12 protein-coding genes are annotated in these 17,917 nt (G+C 61.5%); 5 read left to right on the top strand and 7 right to left on the bottom strand.

What is annotated here, in order from left to right; genetic code table 11:
* Positions 1-413: 413 nt before the first annotated feature.
* Complete coding sequence (locus AC3A35_RS11440) at positions 414-3,353, top strand: KAP family NTPase (protein ID WP_487436207.1); 2,940 nt, start codon at positions 414-416, stop codon at positions 3,351-3,353.
* 270 nt (positions 3,354-3,623) lie between these two features.
* Entirely contained in the window at positions 3,624-5,048 is a 1,425-nt protein-coding gene (locus AC3A35_RS11435; RefSeq protein WP_487436206.1) for an ApeA N-terminal domain 1-containing protein, read from the top strand.
* A 334-nt stretch (positions 5,049-5,382) separates the two neighbouring features.
* Here the strand turns inward: AC3A35_RS11435 and AC3A35_RS11430 are convergent, their stop codons facing one another.
* The 7 genes from AC3A35_RS11430 to AC3A35_RS11400 all read right to left on the bottom strand — a co-directional run bounded on the left by AC3A35_RS11430 (position 5,383) and on the right by AC3A35_RS11400 (position 13,608).
* The gene (locus AC3A35_RS11430; protein WP_487436205.1) at positions 5,383-7,671 is read right to left on the bottom strand and encodes an SNF2-related protein; all 2,289 of its coding nucleotides are present in this window, start codon (positions 7,669-7,671) and stop codon (positions 5,383-5,385) included.
* Positions 7,672-7,780: 109 nt separating this feature from the next.
* On the bottom strand, positions 7,781-8,746 hold the full coding sequence (locus AC3A35_RS11425; protein ID WP_487436204.1) for a hypothetical protein: 966 nt from the start codon (positions 8,744-8,746) through the stop codon (positions 7,781-7,783).
* A 503-nt stretch (positions 8,747-9,249) separates the two neighbouring features.
* A complete protein-coding gene (locus AC3A35_RS11420) occupies positions 9,250-9,585 on the bottom strand; it encodes a hypothetical protein (RefSeq protein WP_487436203.1) in 336 nt (111 codons plus the stop codon).
* A 98-nt stretch (positions 9,586-9,683) separates the two neighbouring features.
* Positions 9,684-10,328, bottom strand: coding sequence for a hypothetical protein (locus AC3A35_RS11415; protein WP_487436202.1), 645 nt, complete (start codon positions 10,326-10,328; stop codon positions 9,684-9,686).
* Positions 10,329-10,496: 168 nt separating this feature from the next.
* Positions 10,497-11,600 carry a DUF6094 domain-containing protein gene (locus tag AC3A35_RS11410; RefSeq protein ID WP_487436201.1) on the bottom strand — a complete coding sequence of 368 codons (1,104 nt, stop codon included), beginning with the start codon at positions 11,598-11,600 and terminating at the stop codon, positions 10,497-10,499.
* A gap of 498 nt (positions 11,601-12,098) precedes the next feature.
* Positions 12,099-12,758: a DUF3275 family protein gene (locus AC3A35_RS11405; protein WP_487436200.1), complete on the bottom strand. Its 660-nt coding sequence runs from the start codon at positions 12,756-12,758 to the stop codon at positions 12,099-12,101.
* A 370-nt stretch (positions 12,759-13,128) separates the two neighbouring features.
* A complete protein-coding gene (locus AC3A35_RS11400) occupies positions 13,129-13,608 on the bottom strand; it encodes a DUF3577 domain-containing protein (protein ID WP_487436199.1) in 480 nt (159 codons plus the stop codon).
* A 541-nt stretch (positions 13,609-14,149) separates the two neighbouring features.
* On the opposite strand from AC3A35_RS11400, the gene AC3A35_RS11395 reads away from it, so the two are divergent.
* The 3 genes from AC3A35_RS11395 to AC3A35_RS11385 all read left to right on the top strand — a co-directional run bounded on the left by AC3A35_RS11395 (position 14,150) and on the right by AC3A35_RS11385 (position 17,574).
* A complete protein-coding gene (locus tag AC3A35_RS11395) occupies positions 14,150-14,452 on the top strand; it encodes a hypothetical protein (RefSeq protein WP_487436198.1) in 303 nt (100 codons plus the stop codon).
* A gap of 98 nt (positions 14,453-14,550) precedes the next feature.
* Positions 14,551-15,525 carry a replication protein RepA gene (locus tag AC3A35_RS11390; RefSeq protein WP_487436197.1) on the top strand — a complete coding sequence of 325 codons (975 nt, stop codon included), beginning with the start codon at positions 14,551-14,553 and terminating at the stop codon, positions 15,523-15,525.
* A 1,185-nt stretch (positions 15,526-16,710) separates the two neighbouring features.
* Entirely contained in the window at positions 16,711-17,574 is an 864-nt protein-coding gene (locus AC3A35_RS11385) for a DNA-binding protein (protein WP_487436196.1), read from the top strand.
* Positions 17,575-17,917: the final 343 nt, after the last annotated feature.

The following is a 17,917-nucleotide window of genomic DNA, read 5'->3' as shown; positions in this document are numbered from 1 at the left end:
TAGATCCAGGGTAATCGCCAACGCGGCTGGTGCTGTGTGACCGTTAAAGCGCGGAACCTGCCGTAGAGCCTACGCGCTCGGCCGCCTGCAGTGGGTCGAACTTGTAGTTCATCGGACAGGGAAGCGGTCATTGACTTCCACAAGCAGGTGAACGACAGGTAACCGGCGCATTGCCGCCCGATTTTTAACAGCGGCTCAATGACCGCAAAGGCCGAGGACGGGTCGTCGGCCAATGCCGCCGTTGGCGCTGACTCAGCCGAATGGCCTCTGTTGCGCCGGTTTCCGACGCTGAGCGGTATGCTACGTGCACATTTGAAAAGTGCTGACGTCGGTTACAGTATTGGCTTGTGCGCGAGGGATCTAGCCACACCACCAAGGAGAAATAGATAACGGCTACCAAACCAGCGATCAGGATGCCAGAGCTGCTGGTCTTCGTCAGATCGCTCGCCACTGGCTTCGTAGGTGCGGAGGTTTGGCGGGTCGCCTTCTACCTCGGTGCGAACTTCGCTCCGGCATTATCTGACGTAGCCCTCTGGGCGAAGACCAGTGGGATACTGGTCGGAGCGCTGCTATGTCTGACCTACACGGTCAAGCGGAGCGCGCACGTCGCCGCTGTGCGAATGGGTCGCAGTCTCCGCATCGATCTTCTGGTGGCCGTCGGCATCGGCATCTGGACAAATGAGTTGGCCTCGCCCTGGCTAGCCACAGCCCACTCAGCACTCAAGAATGCGGATCCTCATTGGGGGCCTGCGGTCTTACTTCTGCTCTGCGCCGTGCTGTTGTCGCCACTCGTTCAACAGTACTGGCCGAGACCGAAAAGAACGACTCCTCAACTGTACTTCATCGCGGATGAGGAAATCGGAGACGAGAGAGACGACTTGCTTGCGAGCAAGGTGCAAGCCAAGTCGTTCGCGGAGACTGTTCTCGCAAGCGGTGCCCACCAGGGGCTTGTTTTTGGGGTCGATGGACCGTGGGGAATCGGCAAGACAAGCTTCATCAATCTCGCCGAGCGTTACTGGGCATGCGCAGAAGACAGGGTTATTGTTTGTCGATTCGAACCCCTTCGATATGCATCAGAACCTGACCTTGCGGACCGATTGATTCGCGACTTGTCCTCCGCGATTCAACGAAAGGTCTTCGCTCCAGAGTTTCGGCCAACGGCATCGCGGTATGCCCGGATCATCAAGGGAAAGGCTGACTTTTCGTTCCTGGGATTCAAGCTTTCCTTGGAGCCGTCGCAGGAGTCCGTTGATGAACTGCTTGACGACATCGACGAGGTTCTTAGGCGGATTGACCGCCGTGTGATTATCGTCATCGACGATCTGGATCGATTGGATGCGAAGACAACCAACAACGTGCTGTTCGCAACGCGACGGACGTTCAAGCTCTCTCAGGCTACCTACGTCCTCTGCTACGACACAGAGATACTTGCTGGCAGCATGGAAGAAGGTTCGAGGGCGCGGGAGTTCCTTGAGAAGTTTGTGACAGTCAAGCTGAGCCTGTTTGTCGACAGCTCCAGTATTCGGGACTTCTTGCGAAGGGACTGGCAACGCGCAGAAAACCAGCTGGGTTTAATTCCTTCTGACACGTTGGTGAAGCTTGGCGCCGTTCTTAATGAGTTGGCGGATATTCTCGACGGTGAGTTGGCTGCGAAGTACTTGCCCCTTGTGGGTGACTTGCGCAAGGTAAAACGCTTCGTCAACGCCATGCTGCTCATGCAAATCGAGAAGAGCGACTTAGGCCGGACGGACTTCAATAAGCGCGATCCCATCAACCTCATGCTCCTGCACTCAAACTACCCTGGATTGTTCAGGCGCATCTACGCCGAAGAGACGGAGGGACGTTGCGGGACCTTCGCGGTGCGTCGCGACTACGGAGAACAAGAGTTCAAGAACTCGGATGATTTCTCAACGCTGGTGGCAGATCAAAAAGGTGCCGCAGGCTTCCTTTTGACACAGCTCTTCGACATAACAACCCTGGAGCTTGGCGATCAAAGTGACGTAGACGAGGCGGTCCTGGCGTCACGTGCTTGCTTCAACCAGGATGCCTTCAGGAATCTGGAGGGATACCTCAAGCTCATTGTGCGGTTCGCCACGCCTGAGCCACAGGAGACATTTGTTCTGTACCAGGAGGCTGTGGAACGAGTCCGGAATGGGGTGTCCATTACTTCAGTTCTGACGTCGCCTGACTTTCAATTGGAACGAGGGGAGCACGCGCATGACCAGTTCTGGAGGGTGCTCGTCAATCAGTCTCATGACTTCAGTCGCGCTGTCGCCGAAGATGCCATCGACACGCTCGTCGGCTATTTGCCGCGCTACTCAGCGATCACGAATGATGATCGAGGATTGCGGCAGAGGTCGATCTACTCGTTGCTGCGACTCTTGGACCGTGCTGGATGGGGGAGGACATCGGGTCGCCGTCTCCCGAATACCGCGGAGAATGTCGTAGAGATCGCATGGCGAATCTTCGGCGAACGTTCCTACGAAGGCAAAGGCCTACTTCAACGCCTTGCCGATAGTGATCGCGGCGTTCTCGGCTGGAACGACCTCATGCTGTTCAGGCTCCAATGCTCTGCAGATCGCCAGGGACAACTGTACAACCTGCATTCCGCCCTCATCGTCCATCAGGATGGAAATGCTGCTACAACTGGTGTGGTCAGTAATCTCGCATTGATGGGAATGAGACGACTATCTCAGGAGGTCTTCGCGCTGTTCAAGCGAACTTACATTAATCCGCGGCGGAACTTTATTTCAGAAGTCAACGATGCTCCGGTTGAAAAGTTTCTCGGCGAAGCTTCGTCTCAGCATGGCCAGCAGGCTTTAAGGGATGATCAAAACGAGCAAGGCGCCGCTTCGCTTGCTCAGAGCGTTTCTTTGGGGCGCACTATCGTAAAGTCCTTTGTAATCTACCAGTTGAGCAATCCGTACCTCCCAAACGGATCGGGTGTAGGCTGCGGGCATTACGACGAGTGTGGGGCTGGCGATGGTGGTGGTATAGCAAGGCTGATGAACGAGTACGTGTTTGGCTGCTGCTTCAACCCCGACATCCACGAGGGAAATTTCTTTCATTTCCTCGACTACTGCCTATCGAATTTGAGTAGCGCATTCTTTTCGGGCAGAGATGAAGGGGGCTACATTGCGTCCAAGGCCGAACTTCCAGGAGGTCTTGATCCAAGGGAGATGGGACGGTACTGGAGTCAGTACCGTGAACTCATTCGGCATGAAGTCCAGCATGTCGAAGAGCGGTATGTAGTCACATCCAACTACATAGCTTCGTATCGCGAAGATCTGGCTGAAGTCTTCGCCGTACTTGATGAATTGGCCGACGAAACAACAACAGTTGAGGTGGTCTGACCAAGAACACGAATGACGGCAATGCAACAAAGTTGCTTTCATTCGAGGGGCATTCACTAGATGACCGCTCCGGCCGAGTTGCACTCGTAGGCGGGCAGACGGCCTTCTGACGATTCTGATGAGAAGCCTGAACTTGGGTCGGTTCTGATCCCCGTCAACGATCAGTCGATTCGTGTCCTCATCGACTCTATGTGCATCCGAGATGCACGGCCTGTAACATGACGGCATGAATTTTCAAGTTTCTATACCACGATTGAGAGACAACCGATCATGATCCTTGAGTCGGATGGTTACTTTTGGTGGGATACCACACCTGTTCCAAAAGGACACTTTGCGCCAAGCGATGCAATTTCAGGCCGCCTATCGATTTCTGATGATGGTCTGGCCAATCTGGATCTCAACGGATTATTGGTATCAGCGTCGGAGTCCTTAATCAACTTGCTTCATCCGGATCAGAAGCTTGAAGAAGGGCGCTTTATTTTCGGAATCTTGAAGACAGGCGCCAGAAAGGTAATCCTTGGCGGCCTGAGATCCAATGGCACAACACATTCCAACGTCGGCGTTTCTCACCAGAAATATGAATCGCGGGAATGCGTTGTATCCGACGGCGCCACCAAACAGAATCTGAGTCCCAATCGTTTTCGGAGTCTCTCCGCACCTTTGGAAGGTTTTGAAGACTGGGTTGGCACCGCATCTATCGAAATTAAGAAGCGTCGAGGTGGGCTGAGCGCAACCTACCGCTGCCCCCCAGACAGCGTATACGCAGTCGACGGTGCATCACTTGTCGTTGAACACGTAGCTTTGGCACCTGTCCCCTGCTCAGATCCGACGATCGTTCGAGAAATTGTGATCCGCCAACTGTCTTTCTTGACCCTACGCATGAAGACGAACAAAACCATCGGCGAACTCTACGAGAGCTTTCGGCTGCTTGAGGATTTCATGCTTCTACTCACTGGGGTTGACATGCCCCTGCAGTGGCCAATGGTAAAGACGTCGAGCGGGGTCCGGGCCACTTACTACTTCAAGCGCGACGTAATGGCCCCACGGAAAATTTCGTGGATAGAGTGCTGGACTTCCTTTACAAGAATTCAGCCCGCTTTAGGTGCACTATTCACGGCATTTCAGAATATGCGAAACGACCTGGGGCCAGGCCTGTACCTATACGTGGGAGTCCGCCGCGAGTCTCGTCTCTATCTGGAAAATCGTTTTGTCACCCTGATCTGGGGGTTGGAGTCTCTTCACCGAGGCAAGCAATCTCCTAACTCACCCCCAAACGCACTTGAGAAAAAAATTAGACAAATCCTAGAAAAAATCACAGATAAATCTGACCATCGCTGGCTTGAATATCGATTAAAAAATGCATCAGAGCCGTCATTGCAGGAGCGATTACTGGACCTATTTTCGCGCCTTCCTCTCGGCTTAGAAGGGTCTTCTCTGAGAAAATTTTGCCATAGATGTTCCGAGATTCGGAATGACATTTCCCACTTTGGAGGCCAGCGCCATCGAGGGGATTATCAGTCATTCGCAACGGAACTCTCACACTTGAGCCTCGCGCTTGCTCACCTTTATCACACGCTACTCCTCAGCGAAATGGGAATCCAGGAAGAGTCTTTGCGCGAATGGACCTATCGCGGCCCGCAATCCCATCGCTACCGACAACTTTTTCAATACGTTGGCTTGAACAGAAATGTGTGATCACGGCGTTCAAGGGGGCGAGGCTTGGTTTTTTCGTTCTCCGCGAAGAGGTCTGCCGAGGTCAGATGTCTGATCCATACCAGACGGAGGCAGCACTGAGGTCCAGCGGCAGTTCCGGCCGAGCAGCGGGCATTCGCACCATCCCACTTCAGCGAACCAGCGGTCCTCGACGTCTCATCGCACGGCCCTTCCTTATAGGCGGCAAGAGGGTGAGGGCAGCGGCCTCCCCTGTACATAGCTCCTGTCAATCTTACAAGGCGCCCGATGCGAGCGCGAGGTGAAGAAGTGCGGGGAACAGCGTGAGCTGTCCCCGCAAAGCGACCCTGTTGAGAGCTCACGCAATCAACTTCTTCGCCAGCGCGACCTCAATGCTGTCGCCCGCCTGATTGAGCACATCCAGTCCGGTCTCGGGCATGTCACCCGACGTCGACTGAGAAACCGCGATCTTCTGTGCCATGAGGGCGAGGCAGGCCATCTGGGCGGTGTCCGTGTAGCCGAAGAAATGCACATCAACCGGCTGCGTCTGGCCGATCCGCCAGGAGCGTCTCGACGCCTGTTGAAGGGTGTAGACGTTGTAGCCCGACTGCATGTAGGCGATCGTCGGAAACTCCAGCAGATCCAGGCCCGTCTTGACGAGTTCCGGGTTTGTGATCAGCACGTCGATGCCGTGCTCCACCTGGTCGGCAACCCAGTCTTCTCGCTTCGCGGCCTCCACGCTCGCGCGCAGCACCGCCACCTTGAACCCCTGCTGCTCAAGTTGGGCGCGGAGCCGCATCGTCGTGTCTCGCGTCCCCGTGTAAATCGAGTACGCGAGCACCTTGCGGCCCCTGCCCTTCTCCTGCCGGCAGAGATCCATCAACGCCTCCTCCTTCGGACTCACTTCGCCATCACCGAAGATGGCGCACTGGAAGGCACGCTGTCCGCGGGTGCGAGGATGCCTCACGAGCTCGTCCCGAAAACAACAATCTGGCCATGCCAGCAGCACCTGCAGGACCACGCCCAGCAAGGTCGCGTCGCCACAGCGCAGCGCCTGCACCAGTTCGGCCCGGAGCAGGTCCGCGAGCTTCGCATACGCCTCGCGTTGCGTCTCGGTCATGACCACCGATGCGAAAACTTCGCGATACGCCGGCAGCACTTTCCCGCCGAGGTCCTTCAGCTTGAGGAACACGGTGCACGGCAGCACGTAGCGCATGATGCCCTTCGGGCCCAAACCCGGCGCCTTCGCAGTGCGGTGGCTGATCGTCCTGCCCTTCGCCGTCCGGTGGTCGTGCACCGCCACTTCGCGGTAGATGTCCTTCACGACGCCATGATCGCGCATGAAGGCCATCGCCGCCGGCCCCAGGCTGCCCCGGACGTTCGCGCGGTAGCCGTCATCGATCATCGCCTGCGGATTCAGCCGCCACAGCAGATAGAAGAGATCGTCCGCATATCCGCCCATCAGCGTCCCGGTCAGCAGCAGGATCTTGCTGCACTTGCTGGCCAGAACGGCCATCGCCTGGCCTTGCGCGCTGCCGGCGTTCTTGTACTCATGCCCTTCGTCCACCACCAGGAGGCCGAAGTAGCCTTGCGGCAGGTAGCGCTTGATGAACTCGGTCGCCTGATAGTCGCCCTGGCCGAAGCTGAACTCCGCCGTGGCCATCGCGCGCTCCATGCGCGAGGCCTGGCGATCGGAGAACACTAGATCGCCCTCCTCGTCCATCAGATTGATGAACTCGAGGACGTTGTCCGCCAGCATGGCGCCGAGCATCTCTTCGCCGAATCGGCTCACGAGACGCTCGGCGGTCTTGACTCCGATGGTCGGGAGTTGCCGGAGCGCATCGACCACCAACTCCCGAGGCGTCCGCTGGGGTTTGCCCTTGCGGGTCAAGGTCCACAGACGAGCTCCGCATCGGCTGCATGCGCAGCGATTCTCATCGAGCACCTGCTGAGCGCGGGAGACCGACAACGGAATGTCGGCCCCGTCGTCGGCCTTGTTGGTCAGCCATTCGCCGCAGTCGGGGCAACTCGCGTAGGCCGCGACATGGCGCGCGCCGACTTCGTCTCGATACACCGTCTTGCGAACGATGAATGCGGGTCGCCAGTGAAAGCCCATGCGCATGCGCACGCGCCCCAGCACAAAGAACTCCGGCACCGCGGGCGGCGTTCGCATGGCACGCAGCGCGAGCAGTTTCTGCAGCGTGTCGGGGCCATTGAGGATCCACACTCGCGCCTCTGGCACCGTGGTCTTGATCTCCCGGCGCCACTTGTAGACCACGTGAGGCGGCGAAAGCACGAGGGTGCGGCGGTAGCCGGTGTCGTGCATCACCGCCGCGGCGGCGATCGCCATCATCGTCTTGCCGGTGCCCATCTCGGCGTTGAGGACCGCGGCGGGACCGCCGGCGTCGAGCAGGAGGCAGGTCAGGGCCTGAACCGCTTCTCGTTGGGCCGGAAAGGGCCGCCGGGCGAGCCGATCCATGCGGGCATCCCGATCGGCGTCGGGCTTACCGTCGTAGACCGGCGGGTTCTGGCGGCGGACCGCCTCGAGCAGGCTGTCTCCGAATTCGTCGACGAAGTGGGACAGCGCGAGGGTCGCGGGCGCCGGGCGTGTGACGGCCGGCGCGAATTGAGCCTGGGAGGGTGACATGAAGGTCTCCTGAAAAATCGCGGAGACTGAACCCGGCGGGTTCGCGTCCCCGCTTGGGTTGATGATTGCTTCGGAATGCCAAAGCTGTGTTGACCGGCAAAGCCGTCGATCAGTACTCCTGGGGCAGGAGCAACGTCGTGACGCTGCGGTCCGCTTCGGTGATGACCCACACCGTGTTGTCGCCGTAGCCGGCACTGGGTCGCGCCGGATCGATGGGGTAAGCCGCCAGGATCCGCCCCTTACCCGATTCGACAGCCTCGTCGTTGACACGTGGCTCACAACTCGCGCCCCAGTCGCCGCGGATGTAGGCAGCGAGGCACCGGTCGACCAGCCCCGGATGGATCTCGAGGAGCCCTTCGACGCCCGGCGTCATCACCACCCTGCCCAGTTCAAACAGAGGCTCCCCGGCCGCTCTTTTTGGCGGCAAGGCGTCGGCGATCGCCGCCACGCGCGGCGTGGCCTCGGTCGGCAACGCGTCGGGCTCGAGCGGAAGCACGCTCGCCCGGACGGCCATCGATACGATCTCTTCGAAGCGGTCGCCGAGGGTCACGCGGACGCCGCCGAGCTTTCCGACGGGTGGGAACTTGAAGGCGCTCAAAGGGGTGCAAATGCGCGCACCCAGACCATCGAGCAGGGGCCCCTGCCAGTGATCGAGGAGTGGCAACGGACTGAGCGCCTTGACGAGCGCCCAGAGGCGCGAGCGCGGCGTCTCGAGGCCATCGCTCAGCATCCAGGCCGTGCGTCCCGTCCGATCCGGCTGAACGACGATCGGATCATAGAGCCAGGAGTGGGTGAGCGTGCCGAACAGGTTGCAGTCCGGAAACCGGCCGGTCAGCTTTTCGATCCGCTCCGGATCAGGGATGTAGACCGTGTGGCGCTGATCGGCGTCGACGATCGTGAAGCTGGCTTGCCCGGCGGTGAGGAGGCCGCCCTGGTCGCGCGGCACCGAGAATGCCGACATGAACTGCAGCACCGAGGTGTCGCGCCCGTACAGTGAGAGCAGCAGGAGTTCGGACTGCTCGCCGCGGACGCAGGCGTCGACGAAGATGTCTGGGAAGGACTCGATCGAGAACATGATGGAGGACTCCATGAGAGGGAACCGATCGCCGGACGGTGATGGGTTCGGGTTGTTAAGAGAGAGAGGTTGGGCGGAAAGACGCCCGGAGGTCGCGAGGCAAGCGATCAGGACAAGCGGGCCACGCCCGCGCGATGGGAAGAAGGTCGCGACGCGAGTGACGCGTCTTCCCTCGCCTTGGTGATCACGCAACCGACGGCGCAACGAGCCGCCGGGCAATGCAACGAACGTTCAGGAAACATGGCTTTCTCCAATCGTCATGATCAGGAGATGCCACGCCCCGGACCGGGAAGTGGAATCTTCCCGATCGGGTGGATGGAACGCGAGCGCCCCGGGCCGAAGGCCGTACCTGTTTCAGGGGCTGACAGGTCGCAACGGGCCGACTCGGTAGAGTCGGTTCCCATCAAGTTGGCATTCATTCGCGCGAATCGCTTATTCCAGCGCCGGCGCGGCCGGCACTCGAAAAAGCCCCCGCGCCAGTGGCGCAGGGCTCGCGGGATCCTTCACTGCGCCGTCGTCGGCGGGTGCAAGGCAGGCAGCCAGACGCGGCCGTTGTAGCTGATGTAGGCGACCTGCTGGTCGCAGCCGTCGAGCACTTGGCCCCCGACCCAATTGCCGGCACCGAGCGCGTGCTGTTCGATGAACGCGCGCACGTGGTGTCGTGCATCCTTGAGCGAAGTGACCCGTGCAAGACGGTTCGGGATGCCAAGGAGCGGTTGCCCGGGATCTTGCCCGAGGTCCGGGTTGCCACACGTAAGCAATGCCACGCGCAAGGCTTGAATGCGCAGCAGCGTCGATTCGTCGGCTTCGCGATCGAATTCCATCTGTCGGATGATCATGACGAAACTCCCGTCAGGCCCACTGGGCCGCCCCGTCGGGAGCGGAACCCGATGGGCGCGGTTGGTGAAAGAGGTGGCGATGCCAGTGCGGCGAAGCGCTAGGCGCCCACGCGTCGCACCGGCAACAGGAGGAGTTGTTCGCCGGCGGCGAGCGCCGATTTCAGGCTCGAGTCGTTCGGCACGCGGACCGAACGGGCGCCAGCATCGAAGAACGCCGACTGCTCGGTCAGCCGGTCTGAGAGCAACATCGCCAGTTCAGCGAGGGCCTCATGGACGGCATCGGCCGCAAAGAGCGACAACTGCGCCCCATCCCCGTGATCGCCGTCTTCCACCAACCGGTCTGCCAGGTAGGTGAGGAGCACAGACGCCATGGCGAAGAGGGCTTCCTGCCAGTCGACCTCACCGTCGGCGCCGAGCGAAATCTCCATCTGGTCGGCCCCGGCCTCGGGAAGCAACTCGCACAAGCGATTCAGGGTGCGCGCGAGCGCATGGTTGAAGTTGGTTCTCACGTGTCGCGTGATGGCCCAGAACGCATCCGGCTCCTCACGCGCGCGACACGCCAGCGGCCAGATCACTTCCGTCGTGGCGGGTGCGCCGGCATGACACATCAAACGGGTACGCAGATAGTCGGCGCACCGGGCTCTCCATTCAGCCTCGGCGTCCACCCGGCGCGGCAGTTGAGTTCCGGCCAAAGCAAGCACATCGGCCTCACGCACGAGTACCCACATAAGATCGTGATCCATGATAAGCCTCCTGAAATGATAGATGGTTACACTGGCAATGAAAGGAGATAACCCGAAGGGATACCAGCACTCGGATTGCATTGCGGAGAACGGTCGGGCGGAGCGCCTGGTCAGCGATGGCGCACGGGGTTCCGCAGCAGGCGTGAAGCCGGGCCGCGCCCCCGCTCTTCACTGGATGGTGACGACGGCGCCCAGACTGGACCCCGGTGTGAAATCGATGCCGCGGATCACCGGCACGAAGCGGTCGGTGAGGATGACGGTCTCGTTCGCGGTGCCATCGGCGTTCTCGCTCAGTTCCACGGTGCGCACCTTGTCCTTGTAGGTATCGCCCTTGATGAGGAGCACGCGCCCGTCCGCAGCGGTGACCACGCCTTGCGCCTGTCCGGCGGCCAGTGCGAGGGCGAGATGCCAGCGGCCCATCGCCCGCAACGGCGGCCGGTGTTCAGCGCTGCAATCACCGAAACGGACCGTGAACTGCGGCCATAGACTGTGCGCGTACAGCCGTTGAACCTCGACAGCGAGCTGGGCCGCATCGATTCGCACAGCATGGAAGCGAAGGGCCTCCCCGGTCGCCACCTTTGGAACGAGATAGGGCTCCTCGCACCACACTTCCGGCAACACGCGATCCCGAAAGTCACCCTTCCCGGCCGCCCGCAACATCGAGGCCGTCGCCGGGTCGGGCCGGTCCTGCCGACGCCGCACACCGAACACGAGGCCTTGCTTGAACCGCTGCTCGGGCGCCATGAAAAAGCAGACACGGTCGAAGTGCCGTGCAATCAAGCGGGCGAACTCATCGTCGAGGACGTGGTACGGCACAATCAGGACCAGGACGCCGCCGTAGGCGAGGCTCGGGATGGTCCTACTGACGAAGATCTTCTCGAGACGATTGGCCTTCGGTCTGTCGCCCGTCTGCGCCCGATCGGCAACGGCGTCACCGTAGGGCGGATTGAGGAACAGCAGCCCCATCGTGCGCGGACCGACCACCACATCCTGGATGTCGCTGTGGATCACAACATCGAGCAAGGCTTTGGCATGCCAGGCACGCTCGACGTCGAACTCCACACCGAGCGCCTGCACGGCGGCGCCGCACTCGACCAGGGCGCCCTTGAGCGCCCGCAAGGCACATCCTTCGCCACAGCAGGGGTCGAAGATATGCAGATCGTCCCCAGCAATGTCGAGGGCACCGATGATGCGGCTCAAGGTCGCTTGGTCCGTGGGAAAGTAGCCGTTCTTGATGAAGTTGCGCGCGAGGCGCGGGAAGATCAGGGCCATGGTGCCTCCGTGAGGGAATCGCGGCTGCATCGGGCGGCGCGGGCCGACGACGACCCGCGGGGGTGGGAAGGGGTGTCCCGGAGCGAACGCTCCTGCCTGTTTCAGGGACTGACGGGCTTGCCGGGACGGCATCCGCCGGCCACAGAAATGCTTGAACGGATTTCCAGAGGCGGCCTGCGCACAGGCTGGCTCTGGGAACCCGCTGGTTCCGCTTTGAATGCGAGGTTGGACGATACCTTCGTCGCACCGGACGGGCCGGCGGCAAGCGCTCGACACACGTCGGACCGATGCGAGACACCCCAATGGAAGGCGCGGGTGCCGATGCAAAAGGCACGCAGGCCGAGTCGCCCGCGCAAACGCCGCAACACATCGGGCGTGTTGCTGCCCAGATATCGATCACGCCCGGACGGGCTTTCCGAACCCGTCCCCAATTCGTTCGACGGGTTCGGAAAGCCCGCGAGGGCTGTGCGCGGCGGCGGTTGCCCGCGCGAGGGAGCGTCAGCGATCGCCCTTCTCGGCCAGATAGGCCTGGTAGCGATCCGATTCCTGCGGATACCAGACCTGTTCCTCAGGGACGAAGCCGTAATCGAGACCGGATTTCAGACGGTTTCGCTGTTCCCTGAAGCGCCTGCGGTCGTCAATAGCCGGGTCAAGCTTTACCGGCTGGCGGGCGGCAACCAAGGTATGGAGCTCGTCGCCGAACAACTGCAGATCCGGCGATTCGAGCAAAGCGGCAGACCGCTGCACATCCGTCGGCACCGGTTCGTCACCCTGCACGGCAGAAGGCAGCGGTCCGCCCTCCTCGTCCGGCCTGCGGGCCTTTTCGTTGCTGCCTGCAGTGGATCCCGCAGGCGCTTCATCCGCGGGATCGGGTTCTACCGGGGTATCCGGCACGGCGCCTTCAACGCCGCTTTGCACATGCAGATCGGCAAGGCGGGCGCGAATTTCGACGACGAGCCGCCCGTTGCTGGTATAGGACCACGAGAAGATGCGCTGGATGATATAGCGGCCCGTATAGTTGCCCTCCTCGAACTGATCGAGGACGGGATCCTTTACCCGGAATTCGCCGATTTCCGTCAGTAGGTCACCGACGCAGAACGGGCCGTTGGCCCCCTGAATGCGCTTGATGCGCAAGGATCCTTCCACGGTAACGCTCATGAGCTCGACCTCCATGCGGTTGCGAACGGAGGCCTCCCCTTCGGGACGACGCCCCGACGGGTGAAAGACGCGAAGCTGAGTGGCTCAGCCCCGGGAAATAGGTCCGCCAACTTTCGTTGGCGGGCCCGGCTTCGACGACATGCCGGTTTTCCGGACCGGCGCGAGGGTGCTGACAGGCAAACCCCAAGTGAGAAAGCCCCAGGCCAAAGGCCGTTCCTGTTTCAGGGGCTGACAGGTCGCGCAGTGCACGTTTTTGCCGAAACGTGCAAAACGGTGGAAGCTCGGAAAGGCGCTTTCTCCAGCCGGTGGCTCGAGAAAGAGCCCCTCACTGCTGGGCTCTCGAAGTGGGACGGCGTAGCCAGGGCGGGTATCAACCCTGAGTACCGTTGCGTTGCTCAAGCTGTTGGGGCGGACGCTCATAACGCGTCTCGCCATCCACCTTGACGTGCGTCACCAGGAAAAGGCGCCCCTTGATGATCGCGCGCGCCTCCAGTTGGACCTGGCCGGTGGTTTTGTCCTTGACCTCGGCCGTGTACGAATGGGGATAGATGTCCCCGATTTTGAACGCGACGAAGACCTTGCGGCCGGCGTCCACGTCCTTCTGCAACGACTGCACCAGTTCGTGGCAGGCGTCATCTGTGACGCGCACGTCGAAATAGCTGTAGCTGGGGTCCGTCGTGTCGCCGTGCAGCGCATTGATCGCGCACGCGAGAAACGGCTTGCCCTGACGACCTCCGCCCTTGCGCGGATTCACCCACCGGATGCGAGACAGATAGCCGCATCCCTGCGTGTGCAGATCGAAATACGCCTTCTCGGGAGGAGCGGCTTCGGAGTGAGCTGAGTTGGACATGGTGATCTCCTGATGAAAAAAATCGGGAGATCGCACGCCCTGCATCGGGAAGTGAGATCTTCCCGATCGGGTGGGTGACGCTGACGAGACCCCGGGCCCGAAGGCCGTTCCGGTTACAGGGGCTGACCGGACGCTGCACAGCCGCTTGGCTGGACACAGCCATTATTCTTACGCCGTTGGAACGCCATCGTCAAGAGCGGCAGCGCACGCGGATAACGGCACGGCAAGCAGATAGCGGAGGCCCAGGCGGCGCAGGCCGGCGCAGTAAGGAATGACACGGATTCTGCAGCCAAGCTTCGGTCGCGCAAGGGCGGCTTGAAATGTCCGTCACGATCATCGATAGTGCAGCGAGTCGATCCCTGCCCCGCTCGGCATCGTAGCCGGGCGCCCCAGGTCGCTTCACGCCGTGTTTCCCGCGCTGCCTCGCTCGACCACCCTCGCTTTTTTTGCTGACATAACCCCATCGATCGGAGGCCTCACGCGCCATGCCTCCGGGCCGATCCACCCGCCATACACCTTCCTGAACAGGACGGAGACGACTATGACGAACGTGGTGCACCTCAGCACTCACCCTGCCCGCCTGCGACCAGGCGAACTGGCGATCCACTCGGAGTACGGATGGGTGGAGATCGTCGAGCGCGCCGGGGCCCTGCGAAAGGTCCGGTGGATTCAAAATGCGGCCTCTATGCCGTCTGTCCTGCGCCCTGAGGAAGCGGATTCCGAGTTCCTCACGTTCTGCGAGGACTGGGTTGAAGCCGACTCCTTGATCCACGCGTCGGGGCGGATTCCGGGCTCCACGTCCCGGCTCCTGCGGATGCCGCCGACTTTGGAAGTTCGGAACTGAAGGCCCCCGGAAGCGCTGAGGGAGCGCTTCCCGCGAAGAATTTCCTAATCCCCCTGCGCCGGCAAAGCCGAGTATTGGAAGCGACTGGAGGACCGTCAATGTCCGCGCCGAAATCGAGCCAGCTCACCCTCAATTACAGCGCGGGGCAACCGATCCCCGCCTGGGTGCGCGAAATCATCGACGCCCACCTGGCCATCGAGGCGGAGGACGCACGAAGCGCCGGGTCACTGGGGTTCATGGCGCGCGCGCTCGTCATCGCCACGATGCCCTACAAGGACCCCAAATCGGATGTCTTCAAGCGCCAGAACGGGGACTTTCGTCTGCGTATCGTCGCGGGCTACGAAGGCGGCATCCCCTACGGCATCTATCCGCGCCTGCTCACATCATGGGTGTCGACCGAGGCCGTTCGCACCCGCTCACCGGTGATCCAGCTCGGCGACTGCCTCCGCACCTTCGTTCGCGAAGTCATGGACCTGCGCAGCAACGGCGGCGGCCCACGGGGGAGTGGCAGCAGGGTCGCGGAACAAATGAAGCGGCTGTTCGGCTCGCTGATCACCGCGCACTACACCGGCACGCAACAGCAGCGCGGCTTCGTGCTGCGCAACGTGCTCATCGCGGACGAGCTGCAGCTCGACGATGCCGAGCTGACCGGCCTCTGGACGCCCCAGGACGCCGAAGAGGCCGGCCGATGGAAGTCCCAGGTGCGGCTCAGCAACGGTTTTTTCCGCGAATGCATCGAACATCCCGTGCCAATCGACCTGCGCGCCTACAAGGCGTTGCGCGGGTCGCCGCTCGCCATGGACGTCTATACCTGGCTGACTTACCGGATGAGCTACACCCATCGCCGGACGCGCGCAATCCGGTGGGAAGCGCTGATGATGCAGTTCGGGTCGGACTACGGGACGGAGACCGCCCAGGCGGTGCGCGACTTCCGGAAAGCCTTCCTCAAGGCCTTGAAGCTCGTCCTTGTCGTCTATCCACAGGCCACGGTCGAGGTGAACGATGCCGGTGTCGCGCTACTGCCGTCGCGCCCTCAAACTCTGCCGCCGCCTACCCAGCGCGAACTCTTCTAGTGCGCTGAAGAACTCCCGCCCGCACCTGCGCAGCCGCCCGCTCTGTTTTCCGAACGCGTCGGGCGCCTGCTCGCGCCGTGTCACATTAGCCAGACGCCGAAGAACTCCCGGCTGCAAACAGACAACAAAATCCCCGCCGACCTGCCACTGGAAAAGCTGTGGATAACCCTGTGGATAACCAAAGTTATCCACGCTGAACAACTCCCGGTCTCGTTTTCCTTCTTAAACAGTTACTTAACCTCACTTCAGCGACTTATCCACGCTGAACAACTCCCGCCTGCAGACCCCCTCTATATAAAGGTATTTCCTGTATGTATACCTGTAGTAGGTCCCGCGCAGCCGTGGATAAATCGCTCAGGACACGGGCGCGTCGAATTTCAGGGCAGGCTCATTGCTGCAGGTCGCCACCCGACGGCCTCCCGTAACCTCGTCCCTGCACCCTCCCGCCAGAGATCCCCACGCCACCCATCCGCCAGCGATCGCCGGTGCCACACCGAGGGTGTCGAAGACCAGGCACCGAACTGAAGACATCTCCCCACGGATGCGAGGATGGGGCGGTCTAGGCGGCTCGTGTCGTCCGCAAGCGGCCGCCCCGACCTGGGCCGCAAGCGGCCCACCCTGCGGGCGCCAAGACCCGGACAAATCGGCCGCGGCCCGCAAGCGGCTCGCGGCCTCAGCCGGGTTTTTGTGGAAACCGCCCCCCGGCGCTTTGCGATCGCCGAGCCATCGAAACGTCTTCAATTGGTTGTGAATGACGAAAAGCGCTCAGTAGGAAAATCGCCGCTAAGGCCGTCTATGTGGCCGCAGAGCGGCTTTATGAGTGCGGGGCAGGCAGAGACAACCCCCCGGCCATTTTTTTAGCTCTACGGTCGCGCTATGCCGCCGAGTCCAAACGGCCCAGTGCCTCGCTGCGCTGGCGACAACGATGGAACGCGCCGTACCCCAAGCGCCGATCCTGTCGGCTGCTCTCACTTGCGGCCGACCACCCCACCATTTGCATCCTCTGCGTGCCGCGCGACGTTCTCAGATCGGTCTCGACTGTCCCGCTACACACCGGGAACGCTGGCGATCCGGCTAACCAACCGCGCCCTGCCACCGTCGAGCCGAGCAAGCAAAAAAGGGGCTTGAACTTTTCGTATCGTAACGTATATTTTTTATATCGTAACGCTCCACGGAGGAGCACACATGCCCCGGGAAGCCAGCATTACCTACGACCAAGTGGCGGCCATCGCCGCCAACATCAAAGCCGCCGGTGGACGGCCCACCCCCCGCCAGATCCGTGAGCGCCACGGCACCGGCAGCCTCGGTACGATCCACAGGTTGTTTCAGCAGTGGGAGACCGACCAGGTTCAGCCCGAGCGCGCCCTTGCCCTCCCCCCGCAGCTGCAGCGCGCGATCCTGGATTTCATCGCACAGGAAGTGACCGCCGCCGGGGCGGATCTCGAAGCCAGGCTGTCAGATAAACACACCGCCGCGAACGACCTCGCCGCCGAGAACGAGCGCCTGGCCCGCCACATCGAGGCGTTGGACGAGTCCTTGGCGGATCTGCGCGGAGAGAACGCCAGCCTCACCGGCAAGATTGAACAACTGGGGGCCGAACTCGTTTCCGTTCGGGGCCAAGCTGCCGAAGAGCGTCAAGCCACCGAGGTGGCTCGCACCGAGCTCGCCAGGGCGCAAGTGCGGCTCGAAAGTCTGCCCGCGATCGAGCAGGAGAACGAGCGGCTACGAGGCTCTGTCAATACCGAGCGCACCGCCCGCACCGATGCCGAACGCCTGGCCGCGACCGCCGAGGCAAAGGCCGCAGGCCTCACCGACCGCCTGGCGGATACGCAGGAGCGCCACGAACAGACGGTGACCAGCCTCGAGCGTGATCTCCACGAACAGAAGCAGCGTAATGTGCAGATCGAGTCGGAACTCTCGGCGACGCGCACGGAAGCCCGCGACCTGGCTACCCGGCTTGCGCAGGCGACCGGTGAGATCGAGGGGTTGCGCGTGCGGACCGCCGTCGGCGGCTTTGCCGACCGGAATGGTGCAGAGAGAACGTCATGACGACGGGACCCATTTCGTCCGATCGGCGCGGCCCCGCCACACCCCTCGAACACTGCAGCCCGAGTTTGCTTCGGGCGGGCCGAATGTCGGCGCTGAGCTTCATCACCGAACGGGTGCAACCGGCCGAGGCTGGGCGGTGGCGAATTTTCTCCAAAGCCGACGCGGAGGGGGACCGCTTACCCGCAAGCAGCCATTCGCTTCCAGGTCATGGGGCACCTGATGTTCGGGGTCCTGGCGCTGTCTGCCGATCAGTTGATGCGATTGCGACAATGACCTCTCGCCCCGTCTCCCACATCCACTACGCAGCACATCGTGCGGCAGGCCCCACTTCGCCTCGAGATCT

It is taken from the genome of Azoarcus sp. Soil_N_20 (genome assembly GCF_057656155.1).
The sequence above is the reverse complement of the archived record's forward strand: the minus strand, read 5'-3'. Positions and strand labels throughout refer to the sequence as shown.